This is a genomic window from Novosphingobium sp. (genome assembly GCF_965229225.1).
Taxonomy (GTDB): domain Bacteria; phylum Pseudomonadota; class Alphaproteobacteria; order Sphingomonadales; family Sphingomonadaceae; genus Novosphingobium.
This window is the reverse complement of the sequence record NZ_OZ245867.1, coordinates 3,729,515-3,753,861: the sequence shown is the minus strand read 5'-3', so window position 1 is coordinate 3,753,861 and position 24,347 is coordinate 3,729,515. Positions and strand designations below refer to the sequence as shown.

The 24,347-nt window shown below is 65.9% G+C and carries 21 protein-coding genes; 15 read left to right on the top strand and 6 right to left on the bottom strand.

The features are described 5' to 3' along the window. Positions 1-28 precede the first annotated feature (28 nt). The 4 genes from frr to rpsB form a co-directional block, all read right to left on the bottom strand. Positions 29-586 carry a ribosome recycling factor gene (frr, locus tag ACO06X_RS17595; protein WP_298168414.1) on the bottom strand — a complete coding sequence of 186 codons (558 nt, stop codon included), beginning with the start codon at positions 584-586 and terminating at the stop codon, positions 29-31. A 16-nt stretch (positions 587-602) separates the two neighbouring features. Next, positions 603-1,328: a UMP kinase gene (pyrH, locus tag ACO06X_RS17590; RefSeq protein ID WP_421837475.1), complete on the bottom strand. Its 726-nt coding sequence runs from the start codon at positions 1,326-1,328 to the stop codon at positions 603-605. A 140-nt stretch (positions 1,329-1,468) separates the two neighbouring features. Beyond that, positions 1,469-2,395: a translation elongation factor Ts gene (tsf, locus tag ACO06X_RS17585; protein WP_298168420.1), complete on the bottom strand. Its 927-nt coding sequence runs from the start codon at positions 2,393-2,395 to the stop codon at positions 1,469-1,471. A gap of 136 nt (positions 2,396-2,531) precedes the next feature. Beyond that, positions 2,532-3,299: a 30S ribosomal protein S2 gene (gene rpsB / locus ACO06X_RS17580; RefSeq protein ID WP_298168423.1), complete on the bottom strand. Its 768-nt coding sequence runs from the start codon at positions 3,297-3,299 to the stop codon at positions 2,532-2,534. Between the two features lie 891 nt (positions 3,300-4,190). On the opposite strand from rpsB, the gene ACO06X_RS17575 reads away from it, so the two are divergent. Further along, positions 4,191-4,469: a hypothetical protein gene (locus tag ACO06X_RS17575; RefSeq protein WP_421837474.1), complete on the top strand. Its 279-nt coding sequence runs from the start codon at positions 4,191-4,193 to the stop codon at positions 4,467-4,469. Here ACO06X_RS17575 and ACO06X_RS17570 read toward each other — a convergent pair. Beyond that, complete coding sequence (locus tag ACO06X_RS17570) at positions 4,420-5,184, bottom strand: CDP-alcohol phosphatidyltransferase family protein (RefSeq protein ID WP_421839941.1); 765 nt, start codon at positions 5,182-5,184, stop codon at positions 4,420-4,422. The genes ACO06X_RS17575 and ACO06X_RS17570 overlap by 50 nt on opposite strands. Before the next feature lie 86 nt (positions 5,185-5,270). Beyond that, complete coding sequence (locus ACO06X_RS17565) at positions 5,271-6,020, bottom strand: phosphatidylserine decarboxylase (protein ID WP_421837473.1); 750 nt, start codon at positions 6,018-6,020, stop codon at positions 5,271-5,273. A 96-nt stretch (positions 6,021-6,116) separates the two neighbouring features. Here ACO06X_RS17565 and ACO06X_RS17560 point away from each other — a divergent pair, with 96 nt between their 5' ends. The 14 genes from ACO06X_RS17560 to ACO06X_RS17495 all read left to right on the top strand — a co-directional run bounded on the left by ACO06X_RS17560 (position 6,117) and on the right by ACO06X_RS17495 (position 24,323). Next, entirely contained in the window at positions 6,117-6,422 is a 306-nt protein-coding gene (locus tag ACO06X_RS17560) for a hypothetical protein (protein ID WP_421837472.1), read from the top strand. Between the two features lie 283 nt (positions 6,423-6,705). Next, complete coding sequence (locus tag ACO06X_RS17555; RefSeq protein ID WP_421837471.1) at positions 6,706-7,638, top strand: hypothetical protein; 933 nt, start codon at positions 6,706-6,708, stop codon at positions 7,636-7,638. A 19-nt stretch (positions 7,639-7,657) separates the two neighbouring features. Beyond that, the gene (locus ACO06X_RS17550) at positions 7,658-8,149 is read left to right on the top strand and encodes a hypothetical protein (protein WP_421837470.1); all 492 of its coding nucleotides are present in this window, start codon (positions 7,658-7,660) and stop codon (positions 8,147-8,149) included. 74 nt (positions 8,150-8,223) lie between these two features. Beyond that, positions 8,224-9,294 (top strand): isopeptide-forming domain-containing fimbrial protein, encoded by a 1,071-nt coding sequence (locus tag ACO06X_RS17545; protein WP_421837469.1) that lies wholly within the window; start codon positions 8,224-8,226, stop codon positions 9,292-9,294. 163 nt (positions 9,295-9,457) lie between these two features. Beyond that, positions 9,458-14,545, top strand: a complete 5,088-nt coding sequence (locus ACO06X_RS17540) for an isopeptide-forming domain-containing fimbrial protein (RefSeq protein ID WP_421837468.1) — start codon at positions 9,458-9,460, stop codon at positions 14,543-14,545. 128 nt (positions 14,546-14,673) lie between these two features. Next, complete coding sequence (locus tag ACO06X_RS17535; protein WP_421837467.1) at positions 14,674-15,243, top strand: DUF4402 domain-containing protein; 570 nt, start codon at positions 14,674-14,676, stop codon at positions 15,241-15,243. Positions 15,244-15,278: 35 nt separating this feature from the next. Then, a complete protein-coding gene (locus ACO06X_RS17530; RefSeq protein WP_421837466.1) occupies positions 15,279-15,803 on the top strand; it encodes a DUF4402 domain-containing protein in 525 nt (174 codons plus the stop codon). Positions 15,804-15,962: 159 nt separating this feature from the next. Beyond that, positions 15,963-16,460 (top strand): DUF4402 domain-containing protein, encoded by a 498-nt coding sequence (locus ACO06X_RS17525; RefSeq protein WP_421837465.1) that lies wholly within the window; start codon positions 15,963-15,965, stop codon positions 16,458-16,460. Between the two features lie 363 nt (positions 16,461-16,823). Further along, entirely contained in the window at positions 16,824-17,321 is a 498-nt protein-coding gene (locus ACO06X_RS17520; protein WP_298169244.1) for a DUF4402 domain-containing protein, read from the top strand. A gap of 77 nt (positions 17,322-17,398) precedes the next feature. After that, a complete protein-coding gene (locus ACO06X_RS17515) occupies positions 17,399-17,929 on the top strand; it encodes a DUF4402 domain-containing protein (protein WP_421837464.1) in 531 nt (176 codons plus the stop codon). Positions 17,930-18,381: 452 nt separating this feature from the next. Beyond that, positions 18,382-18,879 (top strand): DUF4402 domain-containing protein, encoded by a 498-nt coding sequence (locus ACO06X_RS17510; protein WP_421837463.1) that lies wholly within the window; start codon positions 18,382-18,384, stop codon positions 18,877-18,879. A gap of 111 nt (positions 18,880-18,990) precedes the next feature. Next, positions 18,991-19,485, top strand: a complete 495-nt coding sequence (locus tag ACO06X_RS17505; RefSeq protein ID WP_421837462.1) for a DUF4402 domain-containing protein — start codon at positions 18,991-18,993, stop codon at positions 19,483-19,485. Between the two features lie 72 nt (positions 19,486-19,557). Further along, positions 19,558-20,517, top strand: coding sequence for a hypothetical protein (locus tag ACO06X_RS17500; RefSeq protein ID WP_421837461.1), 960 nt, complete (start codon positions 19,558-19,560; stop codon positions 20,515-20,517). Next, positions 20,514-24,323: a hypothetical protein gene (locus ACO06X_RS17495; RefSeq protein WP_421837460.1), complete on the top strand. Its 3,810-nt coding sequence runs from the start codon at positions 20,514-20,516 to the stop codon at positions 24,321-24,323. The genes ACO06X_RS17500 and ACO06X_RS17495 overlap by 4 nt, the downstream gene beginning before the upstream one ends. The last annotated feature ends 24 nt before the right edge of the window (positions 24,324-24,347 follow it).

Genomic DNA, 24,347 nt, shown 5'->3' with positions numbered 1-24,347 from the left:
TCGTCCCCCTGAGGCGCCGCAGCCGAGCTCACTTGCCCAGGATTTCCTTTTCCTTGTGCGCGCTGGCCTCGTCGGCAGCCTTGATCTGCTCGTCGGTCAGCTTCTGCAGCTCGGTCTCGAGCCGCTTGCGATCGTCTTCGGAGATTTCCTTCTTGTTTTCATCGGCCTTGAGCGCATCCATCCCGTCGCGCCGGACGTTGCGGATCGCGATCTTGGCCTTCTCCGAATACTGCGAGGCGAGCTTGGCCAGCTCCTTGCGGCGCTCCTCGGTGAGATCCGGGATCGGCAGGCGCAGCGTGTTGCCATCGTTGATCGGGTTGAGCCCGAGGCCGGCCGAGCGGATCGCCTTTTCGACGGGGCCGATGTTCGACTTGTCCCACACCTGCACCGTCAGCATGCGCGGCTCGGGCGCGGAAACCGTCGCCACTTGGTTGAGGGGGGTGTTCGCACCGTAGACGGTGACCATGATCGGATCGAGCAGCGCAGTGTTGGCGCGGCCCGTGCGCAAGCCCGAAAGATCGCTCTTGAGCGATTCGACTGCGCCCTTCATCCGGCGTTCGAGATCGGCCTTGTCATACTTGGCCATGGATCGGTCTTCCTTCTTAAGCGCTCATCTTCTGAACGATGGTCTGGGTCCCCTCACCCGCCAGCACGCGGGCAAGATTGCCGCGTTCGCGGATGGAAAACACCACGATGGGGATGGCGTTGTCGCGGCACAGCGCCACGGCAGAGGCGTCCATCACCTTGAGATTGTCGGCCAGCACCGTGTCGAAATCGACCGCGTCATAGCGCTTGGCGTTGGCGTTCTTCTTCGGATCGTCATCATAGACGCCGTCGACGCTGGTGCCCTTGAACAGGGCGTCGCACTTCATCTCGGCGGCGCGCAGGGCGGCACCGGAATCGGTGGTGAAATAGGGGGCGCCGACGCCTGCGGCAAAGATCACCACGCGGCCCTTCTGGAGGTGCCGTTCGGCGCGGCGGCGGATCACCGGCTCGCACACTTCGTCCATCTGGATGGCGGACTGAACGCGGGTTTCGACGCCGATCTTTTCCAGCGCGCTCTGCATTGCGAGCGCATTCATGATCGTGGCGAGCATGCCCATGTAATCGGCCTGCGCGCGGTCCATCCCCTTGGCCGCACCCGCCATGCCGCGGAAGATATTGCCCCCGCCGATGACGAGGCACAGTTCGAGCCCGGTATCGCGCGCTGCCTTCAGTTCCTCGGCCATCTGCGCGACGAAATCGGTGTCGATACCGAAGGGCTGGCTTCCCATCAGCACTTCGCCCGAAAGCTTGAGAAGCACGCGCTTGAGGGGAGGAAGGCTCATCGTCCGGGAGAACTCGTCAGAGAGGAAAGCGCCGCCCTTATACGCACGGGGCGGCGCATGCCAAGGGCATGGGGCACAGGTTTGTGCGCCGATACGGCGCAGCGCCCCCGGCCCTGCGGGGAGCGCTGCGCGTAGCGGACTTACTTGATGCCGGCAGCCGCGGCCACTTCGGCCGCGAAGTCGGTGGCTTCCTTCTCGATGCCTTCACCGAGCTGGAAACGGACATAATCGACCAGCGTGATCTTGGTGCCGGCAGCCTTGCCAGCCGCCTCGACGACCTGCGCGACCGGGGTCTTGTTGTCCATCACGAAGAGCTGCGAAAGCAGCGCGTTGTCCTTGGCGAACTTGGCGATCGCGCCATCGACCATCTTCGCCTGCACTTCGGCGGGCTTGCCGCTTTCGGCAGCCTTTTCCGCGGCGATCTTGCGCTCACGCGCGATCATCTCGGGATCGAGGCCATCGGCGTTCAGCGCCTGCGGGAAAGCGGCGGCGATGTGCATCGCGATCTGCTTGCCCAGCGGCTCGAGCACGTCGGCACCGGCTTCCGATTCCAGCGCGACGAGCACGCCGATCTTGCCGAGGCTCGGCGCGGCGGCATTGTGCATGTAGGGCACGACGAGGCCCGACGAGACCGCAACGGTCTTCATGCGGCGAACCTGCTGGTTCTCACCGATCGTGGCAACGTTGTTGGTCAGCTTGTCGGCCACCGTGCCGCCATCGGGATAGGCCGCCGCCTTGAGCGCCTCGACGTCGTCCGCCGAAAGGTCGAGCGCGACTGCAGTGGTCTTGCGCACGAAATCCTGGAACTGCTCGTTCTTGGCCACGAAGTCGGTTTCCGAGTTGACCTCGACGGCAACGCCGCGAGTACCCGAAACGGCAACGCCGACAAGGCCCTCGGCCGCGGTGCGGCTGGACTTCTTGGCAACGGCGGCAAGGCCCTTGGCACGCAGCGCGTCAACCGCGACCTCGATATCGCCGCCGGCTTCGTCCAGCGCCCTCTTGCAATCCATCATGCCCGCGCCAGTGCGCTCGCGCAGGTTCTTCACGTCAGCGGCGGTATAGGCCATCGCGGTGATCCTTCTTGTCTCGTGAATATGGGTTAGGCCGCAGCCCGGTCAAAGCTACCCGGCGCGGCCCGTAGTGAATGTCCGGGTCAGTTCGGTGACGGCGCCTTGTCCAGCGCCGCCACCGAACCTGACAGGATCAGGCTTCTGCCGGCTCAGCCGCAGCTTCTTCCGGAAGCGGCTCAGCCATCGCGCCGAGATCGGCACCCGAAGCGATTGCAGCATCGCGGCCGCCACGGGTGGCGGCAGCTGCGATCGCTTCGCAGTAGAGGCGGATGGCGCGGCTGGCGTCGTCGTTCGCCGGGACCGGGAACGCGATGCCATCGGGCGAAACGTTCGAATCGAGGATCGCCACGACCGGGATACCCAGCACGTTGGCTTCCTTGATCGCCAGTTCTTCCTTGTTGGCGTCGATCACGAACATCACATCGGGAATGCCGCCCATGTCGCGGATGCCGCCGAGCGAGAGCTCGAACTTGTCGCGCTCACGCGTGAGCTGGAGCACTTCCTTCTTGGTGAGGCCCGCAGTGTCGCCCGAGAGCTGCTCTTCGAGCGCCTTGAAGCGCTTGATCGAACCCGAGATCGTCTTCCAGTTGGTGAGCATGCCGCCCAGCCAGCGGTGGTTGACATAGTGCTGACCCGAAGCGCGCGCGGCCTGGGCGATCGGCTCCTGCGCCTGGCGCTTGGTGCCGACGAACAGGACCTTGCCGCCGCCCTGCACGGTGGCCGAGACGAACTCGAGCGCGCGGGCGAAAAGCGGCACGGTCTGCGAAAGGTCGAGGATGTGGATGCCGTTGCGGGCACCGAAGATGTACGGCTTCATGCGCGGGTTCCAGCGGTGGGTCTGGTGACCGAAGTGCGCGCCGGCTTCGATGAGCTGCGACATGGTGACGACGGGAGCCGCCATAATACGTTCCTTTCCGGTTGAACCTCTGGAATGCAGGAACCGCTGGCGGGAGAAACCCCAGTGCGGCACCGGTATGTGCGCATTCCATGTGGATTGCCGCGCCGGATTGCGAACACCGTGTCCGAATCGTGACGTAGCGTTGGGGCCGTTAGCGCCGCGAGGGCCCGCCGTCTACAGCCAAGTGCGAGACCGCCAAGCTGGAATGCAGCTAACCGGACGTCGAGAATGGCCGACAACTGTCCAATACGTAGTGAATACTACTTGTCAAAGTAAATGGACACCGACATAAGTTTTTGCGACGGGCAACACCGCCAGTCGCGAGATTATCCTGCGCTTTCAAGGCGCGTCGGGTCAATCGTGGCTTATCTGGCCAACAACTCCGACAAGCGGATCTTGCGGAGTGCCGACCGGCCCCCAACCGGGAATGCCCATGCCGTTACTTCCAGCTACACGTCCGTAGCTCAGCTTGGTTGCCTGATTTCTACGAGATTGGCCGCACACCCAGGCGGCCATGCCGGCCGCACACCCAGCGGCCCTTGGCGGTCGCGCCCGGACCAGGCGCCCTCCCAGACCGCCGTAGCGGTCCCCGCGCCCCCCGCGCGCGGGGACCGCCTCACGGCAATCTGTCTGTAACCGCAAACAATCGCTTGGGCGAATAACAACCGGCGCACCGATCGCGGCCGCATGCCCTGCTACACCATTGCTGGAATTTTGGCCGGTCCTGAAATTTTGAACCACCTGCGTCGAATCGGCTTGACGGGTTGGAACAAAAAGAGAACAATCAAGCCATCGACGGGACAGACTTGGAACATCCGATTCTCTCCCCATGTTATCCACAGGGTATCCACCGCCTGTCAAGCGGTTCGCCCAGGTTCGAAAGGCAGCGTTTCCATGTCCATGGTCTCCCTCCTCGCCTCGCTCGTGATGGCCGGCGCTGGCTGCCTGGCCTTTGCGGCAATCGCTGTCACCGTGCGGGCCCAGCTTCCCGCCGTGCGCAGGCTGCTGGCGGATTCGCGCGCGCTCGCGGCGGATCGGGAATTCCTCGTGCAGATCACGGCCACTTCGGCGCCGGCCGCACCGCGCGCGGCAGCGCGGCAGCGCCGGGCACCGGTGCGGATCGTCAGGCCTGTTCCGGCTTCGGCTGGCCCGCGCCTGCGCGCTGCTGCATGATCCGGCGATAGCGCCACACGCCCACCGGCATCAGCGCGAGGTAGATCGCACAGAGCCCCACCAGTGTCAGCCACGGTTCGGTCAAGAGCGCCACGGTGAGCATTCCGGCGAGCGCGATCACCTCGAGCCGGATTGCCCGGCGCGGACGCAGTGCTCCCCAGCCCAGCGTTGGCAGGTTCGAGATCATCAGGAACGCGATGAGCAGCGCCCAGGGACCGACCACAACGGGCGCACGCATGATATCCAGACCGCTGGAAAACCACAGGTAAAGTGGCAAAAACGCAAGGGCTGCGCCCACGGGGGCGGGCACGCCGGTCATGAACCCGGCAGACTTGTGAGGCTGGCCGGGCAGATCGATCGACGCGTTGAAGCGCGCAAGGCGCAGCGCACACGATACCGCAAGCGCCAGTGCCGCGAACCAGCCGTAGCGCGGCACCGCACTGAGTGACCACAAGTACAGGATCAGCGCCGGGCCGACCCCGAAGGCGATCGCATCCGACAGGCTGTCAAGCTCCGCGCCGAAGCGCGACTGCGCCTTCATCAGCCGCGCCACGCGGCCATCGATGCCGTCGAGCAACCCCGCCAGCATGACGGCCAGCACCGCCGAATGAAAATCTCCGCCGATCGCGAAGCGGATGCCGGTAAGTCCGCTGCACAGCGCTGCCGAGGTGATCGCATTGGGCACCAATGCCCGCAGGGTCAGGCCGCGCGGCAATCGGCGGCGGCCAAAGTCTTCGCCCGAATAGGCAACCCCAGCCCCGTCCCTTGCCGCGCCGCGCTTGGCCGACGGGGGCACCTCGTTCACTGGCGCACACCCTCGATCATGGGCGTCTGGCCCAGCACGGCGAGCACGGTTTCCCCGGCAACGATGCGCTGTCCGATCAGGACGCGCGGCTCGGTGCCCGCAGGAAGATAGACGTCAACGCGGCTGCCGAACCGAATCAGACCGACACGCTGGCCGCCCGCGACAATGTCCCCCGCCTTGACGAAAGGCACGATGCGCCGTGCAACAAGGCCCGCGATCTGGGTGAAACCCACACGCACGCCGTCGCTGCGCTCGACCACGAAGTGCTGGCGCTCGTTCTCTTCGCTCGCCTTGTCGAGATCGGCGTTGAGGAACTTGCCCGGAATGTAGACAACGCGCCGGATCGTACCGCCGATCGGGGTGCGGTTCACGTGGACGTCGAACACCGACATGAATATCGACACGCGCGTCACCGGCACATCGGCCAGTGCCGGCTGGCCGCTACCATCATCGGCGGTCATCTCGCGCGGAGGGACAACCGTGCAGATCAGCGTGACGAGGCCATCGGCAGGCGCGACGATCATGCTGTCATCGCGCGGCGTCACGCGTTCGGGATCGCGGAAGAACGCGAGCACGCAAAGCGTCAGCACGGCCAGCGGCCAGCCCAGCAGCGATCCGCCCAGCAGCGCACCGCCAAGGCAAAGCGCAGCGGCAATGGCCCCGAACTTGCGCCCCTCCGGATGGATGGCGGGCCAAGTGAACCCGGCGGAACCACGCCCACGATTGTCTAGAATTTCTCCCGGCATGCCGTCCCTCTAGAGCGTGTTGGGTTCGGGTGGAAGCGTCGTCGTCATGTCAGCGCCCTCGCAGGTGGGAAACAGTGGGCAAAGCGGCCGGGTCACTTGTCGATCGCCACGCTTCATCATGGCCCGCTCGCTATCCTGCGCACCGGAGCCAAAATCGCCAGCGTGGTGATGCAGTATCCCGAATCGGCGAGCCACCTTACCCAGGCGAAGGAGCGAAGGAGCGGCCAGCAGGCATGCCAACCTGCCGCAGACCAGCCAGGGCCCCAAGCACTTACCTTTCGGCACATCATGGTAACCGATGGCTACGTGGATGTCGTAAAAATCACCGTAACAAAGCCGGTTTCCAATCCGTTTCGGACCGTTTTCAAAAATATTTTCAGAGGCATCCGGCCATCCCCTTAGCGACTGAGGCGGTAACACCTTGCATCCCATCAAGGACCTCTCCTGCAAAATATCTCTAATTTATAACAGGTTACTAAAGCCACGCAGTCAGCAACCTAACTATTGATGGTTAACGCCCCCGCAAAGGAAATACGCCGCATCCGGCTGCCTTCCGCCGCTCAGGCCCGATCCGCTCTTACCTGATGTTAACCACAGTGGGCGGAAAGGCCCACGTATGAATACGTACCTCATCCCCCTTCGCCGGGCCGCAGGCATCGCTGGATGCTCGCTTGTCGCCCTTTCCGTGACCGCTCCTTTCGCGAACACTGCGCATGCCACGGGCGTGCTCGCGGGCACGCTGATCGAGAACACCGCCACCGCGACTTACCAGTCCGGTTCAACCACCGGATCGGTCACGTCGAACAAGGTGACGGTCAAGGTCGACGAGCTGCTCGATGTGGCCGTCGCGACCCTGAGCACCGCACCCGCCACCGCGAACAGCGAACCGGCGGTGCTGATCTACTCGGTGACCAACAGCGGCAACGGCCCCGAAGCCTTCAACCTGGCCGCCGACCCCAAGATTTCCGGCAACGGTTTCGACGGCACGATCAAGTCGGTCGTGCTCGATAGCAACAGCAACGGCATTTACGATCCCGGTGTCGATACAGTACTCACCGCCGGCGCGCTGGCCACTCCAGTGCTCAGCCCCGACAAGAGCGTGAAGGTGTTCGTCCTCGTCGATCTGCCGGCAGGCGCGACCGATGCGCAGACCAGCCAGGTCCGCCTCACCGCAACGTCGCAGACCGGCAGCGGCACCCCCGGCACCAGCTTTGCCGGCAAGGGCGAAGGCGGCGGCGATGCCGTCGTCGGCCTCACCACGGCTTCGGCCAATTCGCTCGCCGCCCTTGTCGCCAGCCTTGCCAACATCACGCTGACGAAGTCGGCCACGATCCTCGATCCCTTCGGCACCGCTAAGCCCGTTCCGGGCGCCGTCGTCACCTACTCGCTTGCCGCCAAGGTTACCGGAAGCGGCACGCTGGACGGCCTGCACGTGGTCGACACCATTCCCGACGGAACCACCTACGTGCCGGGTTCGCTCAAGCTCGATGCCAGCGCGCTCACCGATGGAGCCGATGGCGATGCCGGCGTCGGGAGCTCCAGCGGGATCGACGTCACACTCGGCAAGATCACCGGCGGCACCACCCGCACCGTCGCCTTCTCCGTCAAGATCAACTGATTAGCCAGGAAGACCAACCATGAAGCTTTCATTCCTCGTCAAGTCTCTCGCAGGTGCGGCGGCAATGGTCGCCATGACCGGTCCGGCGCTCGCTACGGCGCAGTCGGCGCCGTCTCCGGTCTCGCTCAAGGGCGATGTCATGCTCGAAAAGACCGTGACCGAAAACGGCGTGAGCAAGGTCCAACTGGTCGAGCCCAAGGTCGTCATTCCTGGCGATCATCTGCTGTTCACGACGCGTTATCACAACGACGGCGCGCAGGCGGTGACCAATTTTGTCGTCACCAACCCGCTGCCTCCGGCCGTTGCGCTTTCGAGCGAGGCGGCGCCGGGGACCGAAGTCTCGGTCGATGGCGGCAAGACCTGGGGCCAGCTCGGCAGCCTCAAGGTCGCCGCAACGGAGGGCGGCGAGCGCGCCGCGACTGCGGGCGACGTGACACACGTTCGCTGGACCATCCCGTCGATCGCTCCGGGCGCCGCGGGTGAAGTCCAATATCATGGAATCGTACGCTAAATCGGCGGAACGGGGGGTCGCCATGCCTGTGAGCGACCAGAATATTCGCAGGCAACCCAGTGGAGCATAACAATATGACGTATCGCAGCAGACTGCTGGGTGCGGCGGGCATTCTTGCCTTGGCCGTTCTCGGCGCAAATCCAGCCCACGCGGCCGGTACCATTGCCGGTTCGACGATCACCAACACGGTGTCGGTGACCTTCACGGTCAACAGCATCGCGCAGACCGGCACGACAGCCTCCGACACGCTCACGGTCGACCGCCGTATCCAGATGACCGTTGCCGAAGTGGGCACGACCACGACGACGGTCACGCCCGGCGCGGTCAACCAGGTGACGGCGTTCACCGTGGTCAACACCTCGAACGCCCCGCTCGATCTTGCGCTCACCGCAGCCCAGCAGGTGGGCGGCGCCGGTGCGCACACGAACACCGACACGTTCGACGTGACCAACGTGCGCATCTTCCGCGACGTGAACAGCAATGGCACTTACGAAGCCGGAACCGACACTGCGGTAACCTACCTCGACGAAGTGGCCGCCGATGGTTCGGTGCAGGTGCTCGTCGTTTCCGACGTGCCGCTGGGCCAGGCCAATGGTGCGGTTGCCGCCGTCACGCTCACCGCCACCGGCCGCGAAGCCGGCGGTGCAGGCAGCCAGGGTGCGGCGCTTGTTCAGACCAGCGGTGCCAACACGGCGGGCATGGATACTGTGTTCGCCGATGGCGCAGGCGCGGGCGACTCGCTGCGTGACGCCTCGTTCGCGGCCAAGGACGACTACACCGTTTCCGCTGCGACACTCAGTGCGATCAAGTCTTCGCGCATTATCAGCGATCCGATCAACGGCGGAACGAACCCGAAGATGATCCCGGGCGCGACGATCCAGTACTGCATCGCGATCACCAACGCCTCGGGCAGCGCCACGGCGACTTCAATCACCGTGAACGACCCCATTCCCGCGAACCTGACCTACGATTCGGCGTTCGGCGTGAAGACCAACGGCACCGCGACGATCGTCAGCGGCGTGGCGACCTGCGCTGCCGATACGACCGGCACGGGGACGATGTCGTCCAACACGGTCGCCGGAACGCTGGCGTCGGTTGCCGGCGGCGAAACCAAGACGGTGGTGTTCCAAGCCACGATTAATTGAGCGGGCCCTAGGAAGGCACCCCCTCAAGAAATCGAGCACGCAGGACATTCAGGCGGCGGCAGAGCCCAGGGCAACCTGGGGGGTATGCCGCCGCCCCACCCTCCTTTTGTCTTGAAAATAAAGAACAAACGCCATGTCGGCATTGCGGAACAGGATCTGGGCGATGGCCGCGCTGCTTTTTGCAGCGCTGCTTATCGCGACCAGCGTTCCCGCCGCGGCGAAGACCATCACCAACACCGCCCATGCGCGATGGAATCAGGGCGAAGCCGAACTGACCGCCGATTCCAACGCGGTTTCATTCGATGTGGTGAAGGACAACCCCAAGATTTCGGTCCTGCCCCTGCCCGGCGGCGGCGACACTTTCACGATCAACAGCGGCCATTGCGGCACGGGAACGCTTCCCGACGTCAAGGTTGACGTTGCCGGCGCCAATCCGGGCGATCCGGTCACGATCTCGAGCATCATCGTGGGCCAGCCTGTGGTTTTCCGCCTCGTCCTGGATCGCGCGTCGCTCAATCCCGCGCAGATCGATACGGTCAACGTGACCATCACTTCCGCGAGCGGCGACCGCGAGCAGGTTATCATCACTGAAACCGCCGCCGACAGCGGCGTGTTTTATGGCGCCATTCCGACCAGTGCGATCCCGCCGCAGCCAAGGGACGGCGATTGCCGCCTCAGCATCTCGGGCGGTGACAAGGTGACCGTATCTTACAACGGCGCGAGCGGCGATGGTTCGGTCATCAAGACCGATGTCGACGTGCTTGCCGATCCCTATGGCCTTGTTTTCGATAGCGAAGATGCCGCTCCGATCGACGGCGCGCGGGTCACGCTGGTCGATGTCGCCACCGGCCAGCCGGCGCGGGTCTTTGCCGATGACGGCGTGACCAGCTGGCCTTCGACAATCGTTACCGGATCGGTAATCACCGATGGCGCCGGACGCACATGGCAGATGCCGGAAGGCGAATACCGCTTCCCGCTCGCCCCGCTCGGGACCTATCGGCTGGTCGTCATCCCGCCCGAACCCTATACAGCGCCATCGTCGCTCACTCCGAAGAACTTTACCGGCCTGAGGCGCCCCGATGGGGGCGATCTGGTTATTCTGCCAGCATCCTATGGTGAGAATCTGGCACTTTCGAGCCCGGCGCCGGTCCGTGTCGACATACCGGTGGACAGACCACCGGTTGCGGTCAGCCTCAGCAAAGTCGCCTCGCGCCAGGTCGCTCAACCGGGCGATGCGGTGTTTTACACGATCTCCGTGCGCAATACCGACACTGGGCGGGCGAAGCGGGGTGTCGTGCTGAGCGACACGCCGTCCCCGAACCTGCGTCTGCGCGTCGCCACGATCCGCATCGATGGCGCGAAGGCCGCAACGGACGCCGTGACGGTTGCGCCGGACGGCCGCACGATGACAATCGCCATCGGCACGATTGCGCCGGGCGCGACCCGCACCGTGACTTATGCCATGACCGTGCGGCCCGAAGCTTCCGCAGGCAATGCACTTAACCGTATCGACGCAGTTGATGCTCGCGGATTAACCGCAACGGCGAGCGCTGCTGTCCGCATCGAACGCGACAACCTCGCTGCGACGATGACGCTGATCGGCCGTATCACGCTGGGCAGCTGCGACGTGCCGAACACGCGCAGCGCGCCGCGCCCCGGCATCGGCGGGGTCCGCCTCGTGCTCGAAGATGGCAGCTTCGCGGTCACCGATGCGGAAGGGCGCTATCACTTCGAAGCGCTGATGCCCGGGACGCATGTCGTTGAAGCACAAGCGGTTACGCTGCCCAAGGGCGGCAAGTTCGTGGACTGCACGCGCTCCACCCGCAGCGCCGGCAGCGCATCCAGCCGCTTTGTGATCGGCCAGGGCGGGAGCCTCGTCGTGGCCAATTTCGCCGCCACCGTGCCTGCCGAGACGCTCGCAGCGGCAGCAGCAGCAGCGGCTGCCAAGCCCGTCGCGGAAAGCGACCGCACAGCAGCGGGCGGCGATACCGACTGGATTGCCAGGGGCGATGGCCCCAACGAGTTCGTCTTCCCGACGGCCGACTACAACCCGCGCGCGCCGACAACGCGCGTGGTGATCCGCCACCGCAAGGGGCAGACGGTGGCGCTGAAGATAGACGGCAAGCCGGTCGACAAGCTCGCGTTCGACGGCGCGCAAAGCTCGCCCGAAGGCTTTGCGATGAGCGTGTGGCGCGGCTTGCCCCTGCCCGGCGAGGACACCCGCTTCGATGCCGAAGTGCGCGATGCAAGCGGCAAGGTGGTGGAGACGCTGACACGTACCGTTCACTTCGGTGCGACGCCGGCGAAAGTCGAACTGGTGCTCGAACGCACCCACCTTGTCGCGGACGGCGCAACGCGGCCCGTGGTTGCGGTGCGCGTGCTCGATCGCACCGGCCGCCCGGTTCATGCGGGCATTTCCGGCCCGATCACGCTCTCCGCGCCTTATGAAAGCGCGGCGGCGCTCGATGCCATGCAGAGCCGCGTGCTGTCCGGCCTGGACCGCGCGCCGCCGACGTGGATCGTCAAGGGCGATGACGGCGTTGCGCTGATCGAGCTGGCGCCGACCATGGTCAGCGGCAGCCTCGACCTCACCTTCCAGTTCACCGACCGCGAAGTGAAGCGCCAGCAGGTGCTCGAAACCTGGGTCGTGCCGGGCGAAGCGAAATGGACGCTCGTCGGCCTTGCCGAAGGTGCTGTGGGTGCGAAGACGATTGCAGATCACATGCAGCGGACCGGCAAGTTCGACAGCGATCTGGGCAATCACGCCCGCGTGGCGTTCTATGCCAAGGGCCGGATCAAGGGCAAATGGCTGGCAACCGTGGCCTATGACAGCGCCAAGCAGCGCGCAGAGCAGCGCCTGCTCGGCGGGCTCGACCCCAGGGCCTACTACACCGTCTTCGCCGATGGATCGGACCGCCGCTTCGATGCCGCCAGCGTGAACAAGCTCTACGTCCGCATCGAGAGTGCCAAAGTGCGCGCGATGTTCGGCGATTTCGACACCGGCTTCGAGCACACCCAGCTCGGCCGCTATCAGCGCACGATGACCGGCGTGAAGGCCGAGGCGCGCCTCGGCAAGATGCGCACTGAAGCCTATGCCGCCAAGGTCGCCACCACGCACCGCCGCGACCAGATCCCCGGCGGCGGCATCAGCGGGCCCTATCGCCTCTCCAGTCGTGCGATCGTGCCCAACAGCGAAACGGTGACGATCGAAGTGCGCGACCGCTTCCGGTCAGAAGTCGTGGTTTCGAGCCAGGTGATGACGCGCTTCCTTGATTACGACATCGACCTGCTGGCAGGCACGATCACCTTCAAGCAGCCGGTGCTGAGCCGCGATGGCAACCTCAATCCGCAGCAGATCGTGGTCGACTATGAAATCGACACCCTGAACGGCGGGGCGTGGAATGCGGGCGCGCGTACGGAATGGCGCAACAAGTCGGAGAAGGTGCGCCTCGGCGCGACCGCGATCAGCGATGCGTCGGCGAACACGGGCGCGGCGGTGATGCGCACCAATCTCGGCGCGGTGGATGCCAAAGTCTACATCGGCACCAAGACCGAAGTGCGCGCCGAAGCGGCGATGAGCCATGCGACCGGCGGCAGCACCAAGGCCGCATGGCTGATCGAGGCCGAGCGCCATGACGCGCGGCTCGACGTGCTGGCCTATATCCGCTCGCTCGATGCCAATTTCGGTGTGGGGCAAGTGAGCATCGGCGAGCTTGGCCGCCGCAAGATCGGGCTCGATACCCGCTACCGCCTGACCCAGAAGTGGCTGGTGAGCATGGCGGCGTGGCGCGACCAGTCGTTGATCGACGGTTCGCACCGCAGCGCGATCCAGGTGGGCACGACGTGGAACTCGGCCGGCACCGAAATGCGGCTCGGCGTGGCGCACTACAGCGAAACGCTGGCAGAGGGCGCCGCGGCCGGCCCCACCGGCGCGAAGGGCGGCAGCACTACGCTGATCGAGGCTGGCAGCACCAAGCGCATGTTCGACAACAAGCTGGAACTGAACGCAGCCGGGTCGATCTCGATCGGCAGCCGCGACGCGACCTCGTATCAGGCGCCGCGCTACCGGATCGGTATGCGCTATGCGATCACGCCCGATGTGCGCCTGATCAGCGATTACGAAATCGGAGGCGGCAGCCAGGGCGAGACGCGCACACTGCGCGGCGGGCTGGAAGTTCAGCCGTGGACGGGCGCAAAGATCGCCACGGTGATCGGTCAGCAGGCGACCAAGGGCCTGGCCGCGACCGGCGAGCAGCAGGCGATCACCGAGCAAGGGCGGCGCGCCTTCGCTGCCTACGGCCTCGCGCAGTCGCTGCCGATCAGCAAGGCCCTGACGCTCGATGCGACGATCGATGGCAACAAGGTGATCGGCGGCAAGAGCGCACTCGCCACCAATGGCGGCACTGCGGTGGTCGGCGGGAGCAACCAGACCACCATTGCCGAGGACTTCACCGCCTACACGCTTGGCGCGACATGGCGCTCGGGCCGCTGGAGCGCGACCGCGCGGGCCGAGCTGCGCAATGGCGAGCTTTCGAAGCGCAAGGGGCTCACCTTCGGCATGATCCGCCAGATGGGCGAAGGCAGTGTGGTGGGCGGCGCGGTGACCTACTCGACGATGCGCGATGCGAGCGGCGCGACGAGCGAAGTGGGCAGCGCGGCAATCTCGATCGCGCACCGCCCGGCGACCTCTGCCTTCGCATTCCTCAGCAAGTTCGAATTCCGCAGCGACCGCATTTCGGGCGTGACCGCCGCAAACGGCAATGGCACCGGCGCGGCGACGGACGGCACCGCGCTCACCGTCGATGGCAATGCCCGCTCGCGCCGGATCGTTGCGAGCTTCTCGGGCGATTGGGCACCCAATGGCCGGGTCGATGGGCAGATGGTCCAGCGCACGGAGCTCAGCGTGTTCGTCGCCGCGCGGCACAATCTCGATCGCTATCAGGGCTTTGACCTTGCCGGCACGACCGTGCTCGGCGGCGTCGATGCGCGGATCGGCATCGGCAAGCGCATCGAGGTTGGCGGCAGCGCCACGGTGCGCCGCAGCCTCTCCGATGGCACGACCTCCTATGCAATCGGCCCGCAGATCGGCATTGTTCCGGCGGACAACGTGATGGTCGTGATCGGCTACAATCTGACCGGCTTCCGCGACCGCGATTTCGCCGCCGCGCGGAACACCACCAAGGGCCTGTTCGCGACGATGCGGGTGAAGTTCGATTCGAACAGCCTCGCCGCATTGGGGATCGGCCGGTAAGTATCTCCGTTAATGAACTAACTTAGCATGTTCCAACCGGGGACTGCGCCTTCCCGCGTATTGCCGCCGTGCCGGTACAAGTTTATCAACCATAGCCTCGCTCCTTGTCTTGCGGAGGATTGGCTCGCTTGCACCGCGTTCGCATCGCCCCCCTGAACCGAACGATCCGCTGGATGGCGGCGGCCGTTCTGGGCGCGGGCCTTGCGGGTTTTTCGCCCCCTGCCCTCGCCGCTGCGCCTTCGGTCACGGTCAGCGCAGACCAGGCCTTGCGCTTTGGCAGCTTTTTTACCGATACGACCGGCACACGCACCGTTTCTGCAACCGGGTCGGTTACAGGTTCGGCCATCATTCCGCTTACAGGAACTTCACCCGGCCCGGCGCAGTTTACCGTCACCTACGATCGCGGTAACAATGCCAACACCAACTATTCGCTGCTGATCGCGGTGCTGGTTCCCGGCACGGCGAGCCAGGTAAGCGGCGGGGTAACCGGCACGATCGCCAGCTTCGATACCGACCTGCCGGGCGTGAATGCCCTGCTCCCCGGCCAGACGGCGCAAGTGACACTGACGGGCTGCCAGCGCCGGATCTGCAGCCGCACGTTCCGCGTTGGCGGCACGCTGCAGGTCGCCCGCACTTCAGGCGGCGCGCAGCTTGCGATTCCGGTGCCGATTGTCGTGACCCTGCTGGCCGAGTTGTGATGCGCGGCCGGCACCTTCTCGCGGCTTTCGCTGCCGTGATCGGAACCCCGGCGCTGGCGGCAACCGGGCAGAGTGCCACGGCACTAGGGCAGGCACAGGCAGTGATCGTCATGCCGATCATCGCCGTTTCGCTGAATGACCTCGATTTCGGCTCGCTCACGTCCTCGCGCACGGCCAGCGGGTCGATCACCGTGGGGGCCGAAGGCGGTGCCACGTATGCCGGGGGTACATCGCCGGCCTGCGCAGGCGGCGGTGCCTGCGCCGGAATCGCGCCGGCCCGCTTTCTTGTCAGTGGCGAGGCCGGCCGCAGCTACACCGTCAGCGCGCCTGCCGCGATCACGGCTACCGGGACGCTCCTGGGCGGCGGAAGCGCCCCCGCCCTCGCCATCGATGCGCTGAGCGTGCATCTGGGCAGCCATGCCGGCAGCGTGACCAGCATCGGCCAGCTCGATGACAAGGGCGAGGATCGCATCGGCGTCGGCGGCCGGCTCAACGTGCCCGCCGGCACGGCACCGGCGCACTACCGCGCCACCCTGACGATCATGGTCACCTACATCTGATCGCGCGCCGTTGCGGCCACCGGCACCCCTTTTCCCGGCACTTACCTTTCATTAACCATACATACTTAGGATTTGTACGTATGAGGGCGCTGGGAAACCCCGGCCCCTCAGGCCTCGCCGTATCTCCGGTGCGGGGCAACGGGACCAGGAGTTTAACCGGTGAAGAGAGTTTTTCCCGCAGCGCTGATCACGATTGCCACGGCGAATCCGGCCTTTGCCGGATCGGGTAACACGTCGACAGCAACCGGCACGGCGACCGCGACGATCGTCGCGCCGATCGTGCTGAACCATCCGGCTTCGGCCAGCCTCAACTTTGGCCGCTTCACGCGCGGCACCGGCGGCACGGTAACGGTGACGGCCACCGGCACCGGCTCTGTCGGTAGCGACGTGACGTTCGTTCCCGGATCGACCACCGCGGCCGACAGCTTCACCGTCGCGGGGGATGCGAACCGTTCGTACTCGATCGCCACGACCGGCGGCACCGTGAGCTCGGCCGGAACAAACCTTGCCTTTACTACCACGCCCTCGGCCGTGACCGGCACGCTCAGCGGCACAGGCACAGGCAGCTTCACGGTTGGCGGCACGCTCACCGTCACGGGTACGGCCCCGACCGGCGCCTATACCGGCACCTATTCGGCGACCGTCGCCTACAACTGATCCCCGCGCGGCAGCCCGCTGTGAAAGCGGCTGCACGGCGCGCAAAGGGTTAACCCGAAATCGGCATTTCTTACCAGGCGGCACGCGGTGGCGGAGCTGTCTGATTTGCGTCGAGGGTCGGCACTTGATCGGCCAAATCATATTTGTTTTCAATTTAATAGCCAGCGACGCGCGACGGCGGAATTCAAGTCGATAGCGCAAATTCTTTGCAAAGAGTTTCGCAGGCAAACGGTTTGTTAACCATCTTTCCTTAGGACATTTACCTATCAGGTCACGGGAAACCGAGAGCCCTGATGAAACCGCGTTTACCAGCTCCAAGACCGGGACGTTGCGGGGCGAAACTGAAAATCAGGAGCATACGACGTGAAGAAGATCATTCTCGCCACTATCGGCATCCTCGCCACGGCGACCCCCGCCTTCGCCGGTTCGGGCAACCAGTCGACCGCCACCGGTACCGCGACTGCGACCATCGTTTCGCCGATCGTGCTGACCCACCCGGCTTCGGCCAGCCTGAACTTCGGCCGCTTCACCACCGGCACCGGCGGCAGCGTGACCGTCACCGCCGCAGGCGTCGGCTCGGTCGGCAGCGATGTGACCTTCGTGCCCGGCTCGACCAACTCGGCCGACCAGTTCACCGTTGCCGGCGATGCCAGCCGCTCGTTCTCGATCACGACCACTGGCGGCAACGTGACCTCGGGTGCCACCAACCTCGCCTTCACCACCACGGCTTCGGCCGCGACGGCTTCGCTCAGCACCACCGGCACCGCCAGCTTCACCGTCGGCGGCACGCTGACCGTGACCGGCACGGCGCCTGCAGGGGCCTATACCGGCACCTACTCCGCGACCGTCACCTACAACTGAGCCCGGGATTGCGCCGGCTGTCGCCTTGAGGGCGGCAGCCGGACTCTCGGCGCACAAAGTCCAGACCAGGCCAGTTCATGACCCTTCGCATCCGACCCTTTCTGACCGCATTGACCGTGCTCGCCGCGCCGCTCCCGGCTGCGAACCCGGCATTGGCGGCGCCTGGCGGAACGGCGACGATGACCGGAACGGCCAGCGCCACGGTGATCACCCCGATCAGCATCGTCGCCACAGCGCCCCTGCGCTTTGGCGTGATGGCCCGCCCCACTGCGGCGGGCACGGTAACCGTGAGCACGGCTGGAGTGGTCTCGACCAGCGGTGGTATGGCGGGCAACACCGCCATCGCCCAAGGCAGTTCGGGCCCCCAGGCCGGCAAGTTCCGCGTGACCGGCGAACCTGGCCGCCAGTTCTTCGTGACCCTGCCGGCTGCCGCGACCGTGACGCGCAGCGGCGGATCGATGACGATCACCCTGTTCACCGTTGGCGCGCTGACCGGATCGCCGGTCGGCACACTCGACATCGCGGTAGGCGGCACGCTTGCCGTGGGCGCAGCGCAGACTGTCGGCACCTACAACGGCACCTATCAGATCACCGCTTCCTACAACTGACGCCGCGCGAAACGCGCTGCCTTCCCACCGCCCGCGCCGCATCGGCCGCGGGCTTTTTTGCGTGTCCGGCGCCGCAAGAAGGCCGCGCCGGGCGTTCAGGTTACGCAAAAATCGCGGGCGGCAAAAAATATTTCTCAATTTTTCCGTCACCTGGACGCCGCAACGAGGTGCCTCGGCATGGCCAGCGCATGCATGACTAAATGCAGATATTCAACTTACAGCCGCCACTTGCTTGGTTAATTACGAATAAAGAGACATTACCAAGTGGTGTACATTCTCATTCTGGGACAGGTTTTAAGTAAAAATGCAAATAACTACCCATTAACTCGCCCCGAATACGTACGACTACGTACCGAATAACGGCGATCCAGCCCGAATTCGCAGTACCGCAGTTTGCGGTCGTGTCGCAGCCCAGGGGGGAGGCGCCACGGCCACTATTCGGGAGCATTTACGTGAAGAAGATCATTCTCGCCTCGGCCATCGCCCTGATCTCGGCCACCCCGGCTTTCGCGGCTTCGGGCAACACCTCGAGCGCCACGGGCAGCGCCACCGCCACTGTCGTCGAACCCATCGTGCTCACCCACACTTCAGGCGCGGCCCTCGGCTTCGGCCGCTTCACCACCGGCACCGGCGGTTCGATCACCGTTTCGTCGGCGGGCGTGGGCTCGGTCGGCGGCGATGTCGCCTTCGTTCCGGGTTCGACCAACTCGGCCGACGCCTTCGCCGTCACGGGTGATGCCAGCCGTTCGTTCTCGATCAGCACCGGTTCGGGCACCGTCACCGATGGCACCAATTCCATCAGCTTCACCACTGCAGCTTCGGCTGCGTCCGGCACGCTGAGCGCTGGCGGCACCGCCAGCTTTTCGGTCGGTGGTCAGCTGACCCTGGCCGGCACCGAACCGGCCGGCGCCTATGCCGGTTCGTACTCGGCGACTGTCACCTACAACTGATCGCACAGAACCGACGGGGGCTGCCGATAGCGGCGGCCCCCGGCTTGTGCCCTCCCTTTTCGGAACCCCTAGATGTCTTCGCCCGCGCGATTCCTGTCCGGAATGGCGGCCATGGCCTGCGCCCTGGCAGCCCTTTCCGGCACTGCGTTCGCAGCCCCGAGCAGCTCCACCGTGAGCGGCGCGGCGCAGGCGGTCATCCTCACGCCGCTGGCGATCGCACCCATCGATACCCTTTCCTTCGGTCAATTGACGCGTCCGACGGCAGCGGGAACGGTGGTCCTTTCACCTTCGGGCACGATCACCACCACGGGCGGCGTCATCACCAGCACGGCGATCGCGCAGACCGTGCGCCGGGGCCCCGGTACCTTTGCCGTCGTCGGTGAAGCGGGCCGCGCCTTCAGCGTTGATCTGCCCACGGTCGCCATCCTGCGCCGGGGCACGCGCAACATGCGCCTCAGCGCGTTCCGCAGCAACTGGACCTCGGGCGACGTGTTCAGCACCACGCGAACTTATGCACTTTCGGTGGGCGCCACGCTCAATGTCGGGGCGAACCAGACCACCGGCACCTATACGGGTACCTACGTCGTAACTGTGACTTATCAGTAGTCCGCGATTGCCAGCGAATCAGGGATTCCCCATAAGGGCGTTAACCTATTTCGCTGACCCGGGACGTACCACTTGCCAAACATCGGACACCGCGGCCTTGCGGCACAGCTGACGACCGCCGCGCTGGGCTTCAGTCTCGTTTTTGCGTTGCCTTCCAGTGCCTTTGCACAGGCAGCAAACCAAGGCGACGAACCAGCGGACGCGCCGCCCGCCCCCGCTGCGCTGCCTGCCGGCGCGGTTGGCGGCATGGGCGACATCAACCTTTTCCCCAAGCGCGTCGTCATCGACGACCGTACGCGCATCGCCAGCGTCGGGCTCTACAACCGCGCCGCTGCTGCCGGTGAGTACGAAATCACCGTGAGCGACATGGCGATGCAGCGCGATGGGCGGCTTGTCGATCTGGCGGCGGTGCAGGACGCGGCGGCACGCGATGCGGTCCACACCGCCAGCGGCTTCCTGCGCTGGTCGCCGCGCCATGTCGCGCTGCCGGCGAGCGAGGCGCAGATGGTGCGGATCATGGCGCGCGTACCGCCCGATCTGCCACCGGGCGAATACCGCTCGCACTTTACCGTGGTCTCGGTCCCGCCCGAAACCGGGGGCACCAGCATCGATGAGGCCGCGGGCGCGGAGACCAGCAACGGCATTGGCGTGCGCATCGTGCCGCGCTTCGGCATCTCGATCCCGGTGATCGTGCGCGTGGGCGAAACGACCCTGGCGGCGGGCTTGAAGGATATCGCGCTCTCGGCACCGCCAGGTGGCCCTGCCGCGCTTTCGCTCACCATCACCCGCGATGGCACGCGTTCGGCCTTTGGCGATATCACGATCACCGCTCCGGGCGCCAAGAAGCCGGTGGCCGAGATCAAGGGCATCGGCGTCTACACCGAAATCGCCGAACGCGCGGTGCAGGTGCTGATCGATCCCGCTACCGAGCCGCGCTTCCTGGCGAAGGGAACGCGCTGGACAGTGAGCTATGTCGATGACGACATGTCACCCGGCAAAGTGCTCGCGCGTCAGGAATTCATCGTGCCGTGAAACCACGCGGGGGGGGCCAGCAACGCGGATCCTCCAGTTCGCTGCGGGTCGTGCTGGGCGCAACGCTCGCGCTCGCGGGAGATGCCGCGCGTCGTGAGCTGACGCCGCCGGAAGGCCCCGCCGCCGCTCCCCCGCGCGAGGCGAAGAAGACCCGGCGCTTGGAAAAGCTGCCCGAACCGCGCTTTGCGGAAGCGACAACGCAGGCACCCAAGGCCAGGCCGGGGAGGAAGGCCAGCCCGAAGCATGCGGGCGGGAAGCCGGTAGAGTTGGCACAGGCAGAGGCCGCTCCGCTTGCGTCCAGCCTCGCCGAACCTGCACCGCAGCCCGAAAGCGCGGGTGTGCTTTCGGCCGAGTTTCGCCGCGCGATTGCACCGGAGCCGGTGCTTGCGCCAAAGCCGCCCGCTGCCGCGCCCGCACCGGTTGCCGAGCCGGTGCCGCCTGCAGCCGCACCTGCCGCTGCCCCGCCGCCGGAACCGCCGCCAGCTGCCGCGCTTGTTGCTGCCGATCCACTTCCTGCGCCGACCTTCGGTCCTCCGGCTGCTGCTGCGCCTGCGCCGCCAGTTGGCGAACCTGTTGCAGCTGATCCCGTAGCCGATCCTGCGGCGCCAGTTGCGCCTCGTCCACCCGCGCTGGCGAAGGCACCGGAAGCGCAGTCTGTCAGCAAAGCCTTACCCCCTCAGCCGGAACCTGAACTTGCGCCTGCGCCTGAGCCGATCAAACCTGCGGCGGAGACGCGCACGGCCCAAACTGGGCCAATCCCGGCGCCGGTGGTCGCGGCGGCGGCCGCCGCGCCGCAGCCCGCAAAACAGGCCGCGCCAGAGCAGGCCGTGCTCCCGGCCCAGCCACCAGCTCCTCCGCCGGCCATCAAGCTCGCCGAAGCGTTGCCGCGCCCTGCCTTTGGCGGAGCGGAGCCTTCTCCTGCGGTAGCTGTCCCCCCGCCCCCTCCCAAATCACCGCTTCCCAAGCTAGAACCCGCGCCAACGCGCCTCGCCTATGCGCCAACCTCGCTGCCGCTGACGACCGTGGCGGCCGGCACGGCGCCTGTTGCCACGGCTCCCGCCAAGCCCGCCTCGCGCAGCTTTGCCGAAAGCCGCCGTGCCCTGCCGGAACCAGCATTCGGCGCGCCGGCGGCGGCACCGAAGCCCGCCCTCACCGCATCCCCGCTGCGCGCCAATGTCACCAATCAGGCGGGGCTTGGCGCGGCTTCCACGGTGCCGGTGATCAGCGACGACGACGAACTGATCCTCCAGATCGAGACCGCGCAAGGCGAGATGAGCGACACGATTGTTGCCTACGGCCTGCGCCAAGGCGTCTATCTGCCGCTTGGTGCGCTGACCCGCTTTCTCGACCTGCCGATCGCCGTCAGCGATGATGGTCACTACGCCAGCGGCTGGTTCCTGAATGAAAAGCGCACGGTCACGCTCAACCTGCGCGATGGCACGCTGGTGGTTGCGGGCCAGCCGGTGCCGCTCGGCAAGGGCGATGCGGTTGCCTATGAAGGCGAGCTCTATCTGAAAGCCGAGCGCTTTTCCGATCTCTTCCCGCTCGATCTCAAGGTCGATCTGCGGGCCCAGACGATCGCGGTGAAGACGCGCGAGCCCTTCCCTTTCGAGGAGCGCCTGGCGCGCGAGGCCGACCGCGAGCGCCTTGCCTCGCGCTCCAATCGCGAAGGCCCGGCGCGCTTCCCGCGTGAGGAAACACCGTGGCGGGCGCTCTCGCTGCCCGTGGCAGAGACCGAGCTGCGCGCGCTGACCGACGATGATCTCGGCACGCGGCTGGAAGCCGACTTGCGCCTTGCCGGGGACTTCGCCTTCATGACCGCGCGCGCCTATGCCAGCGCATCGACGCGCGACGGGCTGACGGCAGCGCGCCTCGAACTGGGGCGACGCGATCCCGATGGCGATCTGCTGGGGCCGCTGAAGGCCACCGAGTTCCAGCTTGGCGATGTCGCCACCGGGGCGCTGCCCATCGGCCTGCGCGGGGTGAGCGGGCGCGGCGCTTTCGTGACCAACGCGCCGCTCGAACAGGCCTCGATCTTCGATTCCGTCGATCTGCGCGGCGATCTGCTCGATGGTTACGAAGTCGAGCTCTATCGCAACAACGCGCTGATCGGATCGACGCGCACGCCGGTGAACGGACAGTATGCCTTCCTGCAAGTACCGGTCGATTTCGGGCTCAACGTGTTCCGCCTCGTGTTCTACGGGCCGCAGGGCCAGCGCCGCGAAGTTGTGCGCAAGATCAGCGTGGGCGATGGCCGCCTTGCACCGGGGCAGTTCATCTACAGCGTGGGCGCGGCGCAAAAGGACGTGAACCTGTTCGGCGTGCGCGGCCCCCGCTTCAGCCCGGCCCCCGATTTCGGCGCGTGGCGCGCAACGGCGGAACTGGGGTACGGCATTTCGCGCGCGGTCACTGCCACGCTGGGCGCGGCGACATGGGACAGCGGCAGCAAGCAGCGCTGGCTGGCAGCGGCCGGGCTCAGAAGCGGGATCGGCGCAACGGCCTTGCGGCTCGACCTCGGCGTGCAGGACGGAGGGGGCACGACGATCGAGGTGGGCCTTGGCGGCAAGCTCTTCGGTCTGGCCTACAGCGCAACCCACGCCGAATACGGCGGCGGCGCGATCGACGAGGTGCGCGCCTTTACCGCCGATCCACTGCGCCGCGCCAGCGAGCTCAATCTCAACACGACGCTCCATTTCGGATCGGGCACCAATGCGCATGTCATGCCGATCACCAGCCAGGTGCGTCGGATCGAATATGCCGATGGCCGCCGCCAGACCGACGCGGCGCTGCGCACCACGCTGCCACTGGGCGGCGTACTGCTGTCCAATACCTTCGACTTCAACCGGGTCAGCGCGCCGACCACGCCGAGCAGCAGCCGCCTGATCGGCAACTTCGATCTCGCCACGCTATCGGGCTCGAAGATGCGCTACCGCGCCAGCCTCGGCTATGGACTTGTGCCCACGCTCAACCTGCAATCGGTAACGCTGGAGGCCGACCGGCGCTTTGGCGAAAACACGCTGGTGCGCGGCGGGGTGACGCATACGCTGGCGGACCACCAGACGACGCTGGGGCTTTCGGCGATCCGCCGCGTTGGCCCGGTGAACGTCGCGCTCGATGGCTCTTACGGCTTTCCCAAGCGCAACTTCTCGCTCGCCCTGCGCGTGGGCCTGAGCTTCGGGCGCAATCCGCTTTCGGGCCGCGCCTTCATCGCCCGGCCGGGCCTGACCAGCGGCGGCGCGGCGGCGCTGACCGCTTTTGCCGATGCCAATGCCAACGGCGTGCGCGATCCCGGCGAAGGGCCGGTCGAGGGCGTCACCTTCCTGTCCGGCACGAACGAGAGCCGCACCGATGCGCAAGGGCGCGCCTTCATCCCCGGATTGGGCGACGGCGCGCGCGCCTCGATCCGGGTGGACAGCGATTCCATGCCCGATATCGCGCTCGCCCCTTCGCGCGCGGGGATCGAACTGGTGCCGCGCCCGGGCCGCATCCACACCAGCGATTTCGCGATCGTGACCTTGAGCGACATCGAGGGCACGGCCTATTTCCGCGCCGAATCCGGCACACGCGCCGTCTCGCGGCTTCAGTTGCGCCTGCTCCGGCCCGATGGCAGCCTTGCCGCGAGAGCGCGCAGCGAATCCGATGGCTTCTTCCTGTTCGAGCGCTTGCCTGCAGGCGAATACCGCCTCGAACTCGATCCGCAGCAGGCCGCCTCGCTCAAGATCAGGCTGGAAGGACCAGTCATGCTCACGCTTGGCGGAAAATCGAGCGTGCTGCGCCAATCGATCTATGTGAAATCGGCGAACTAGCCTTCCCCAGTCGGTAAATTTCTC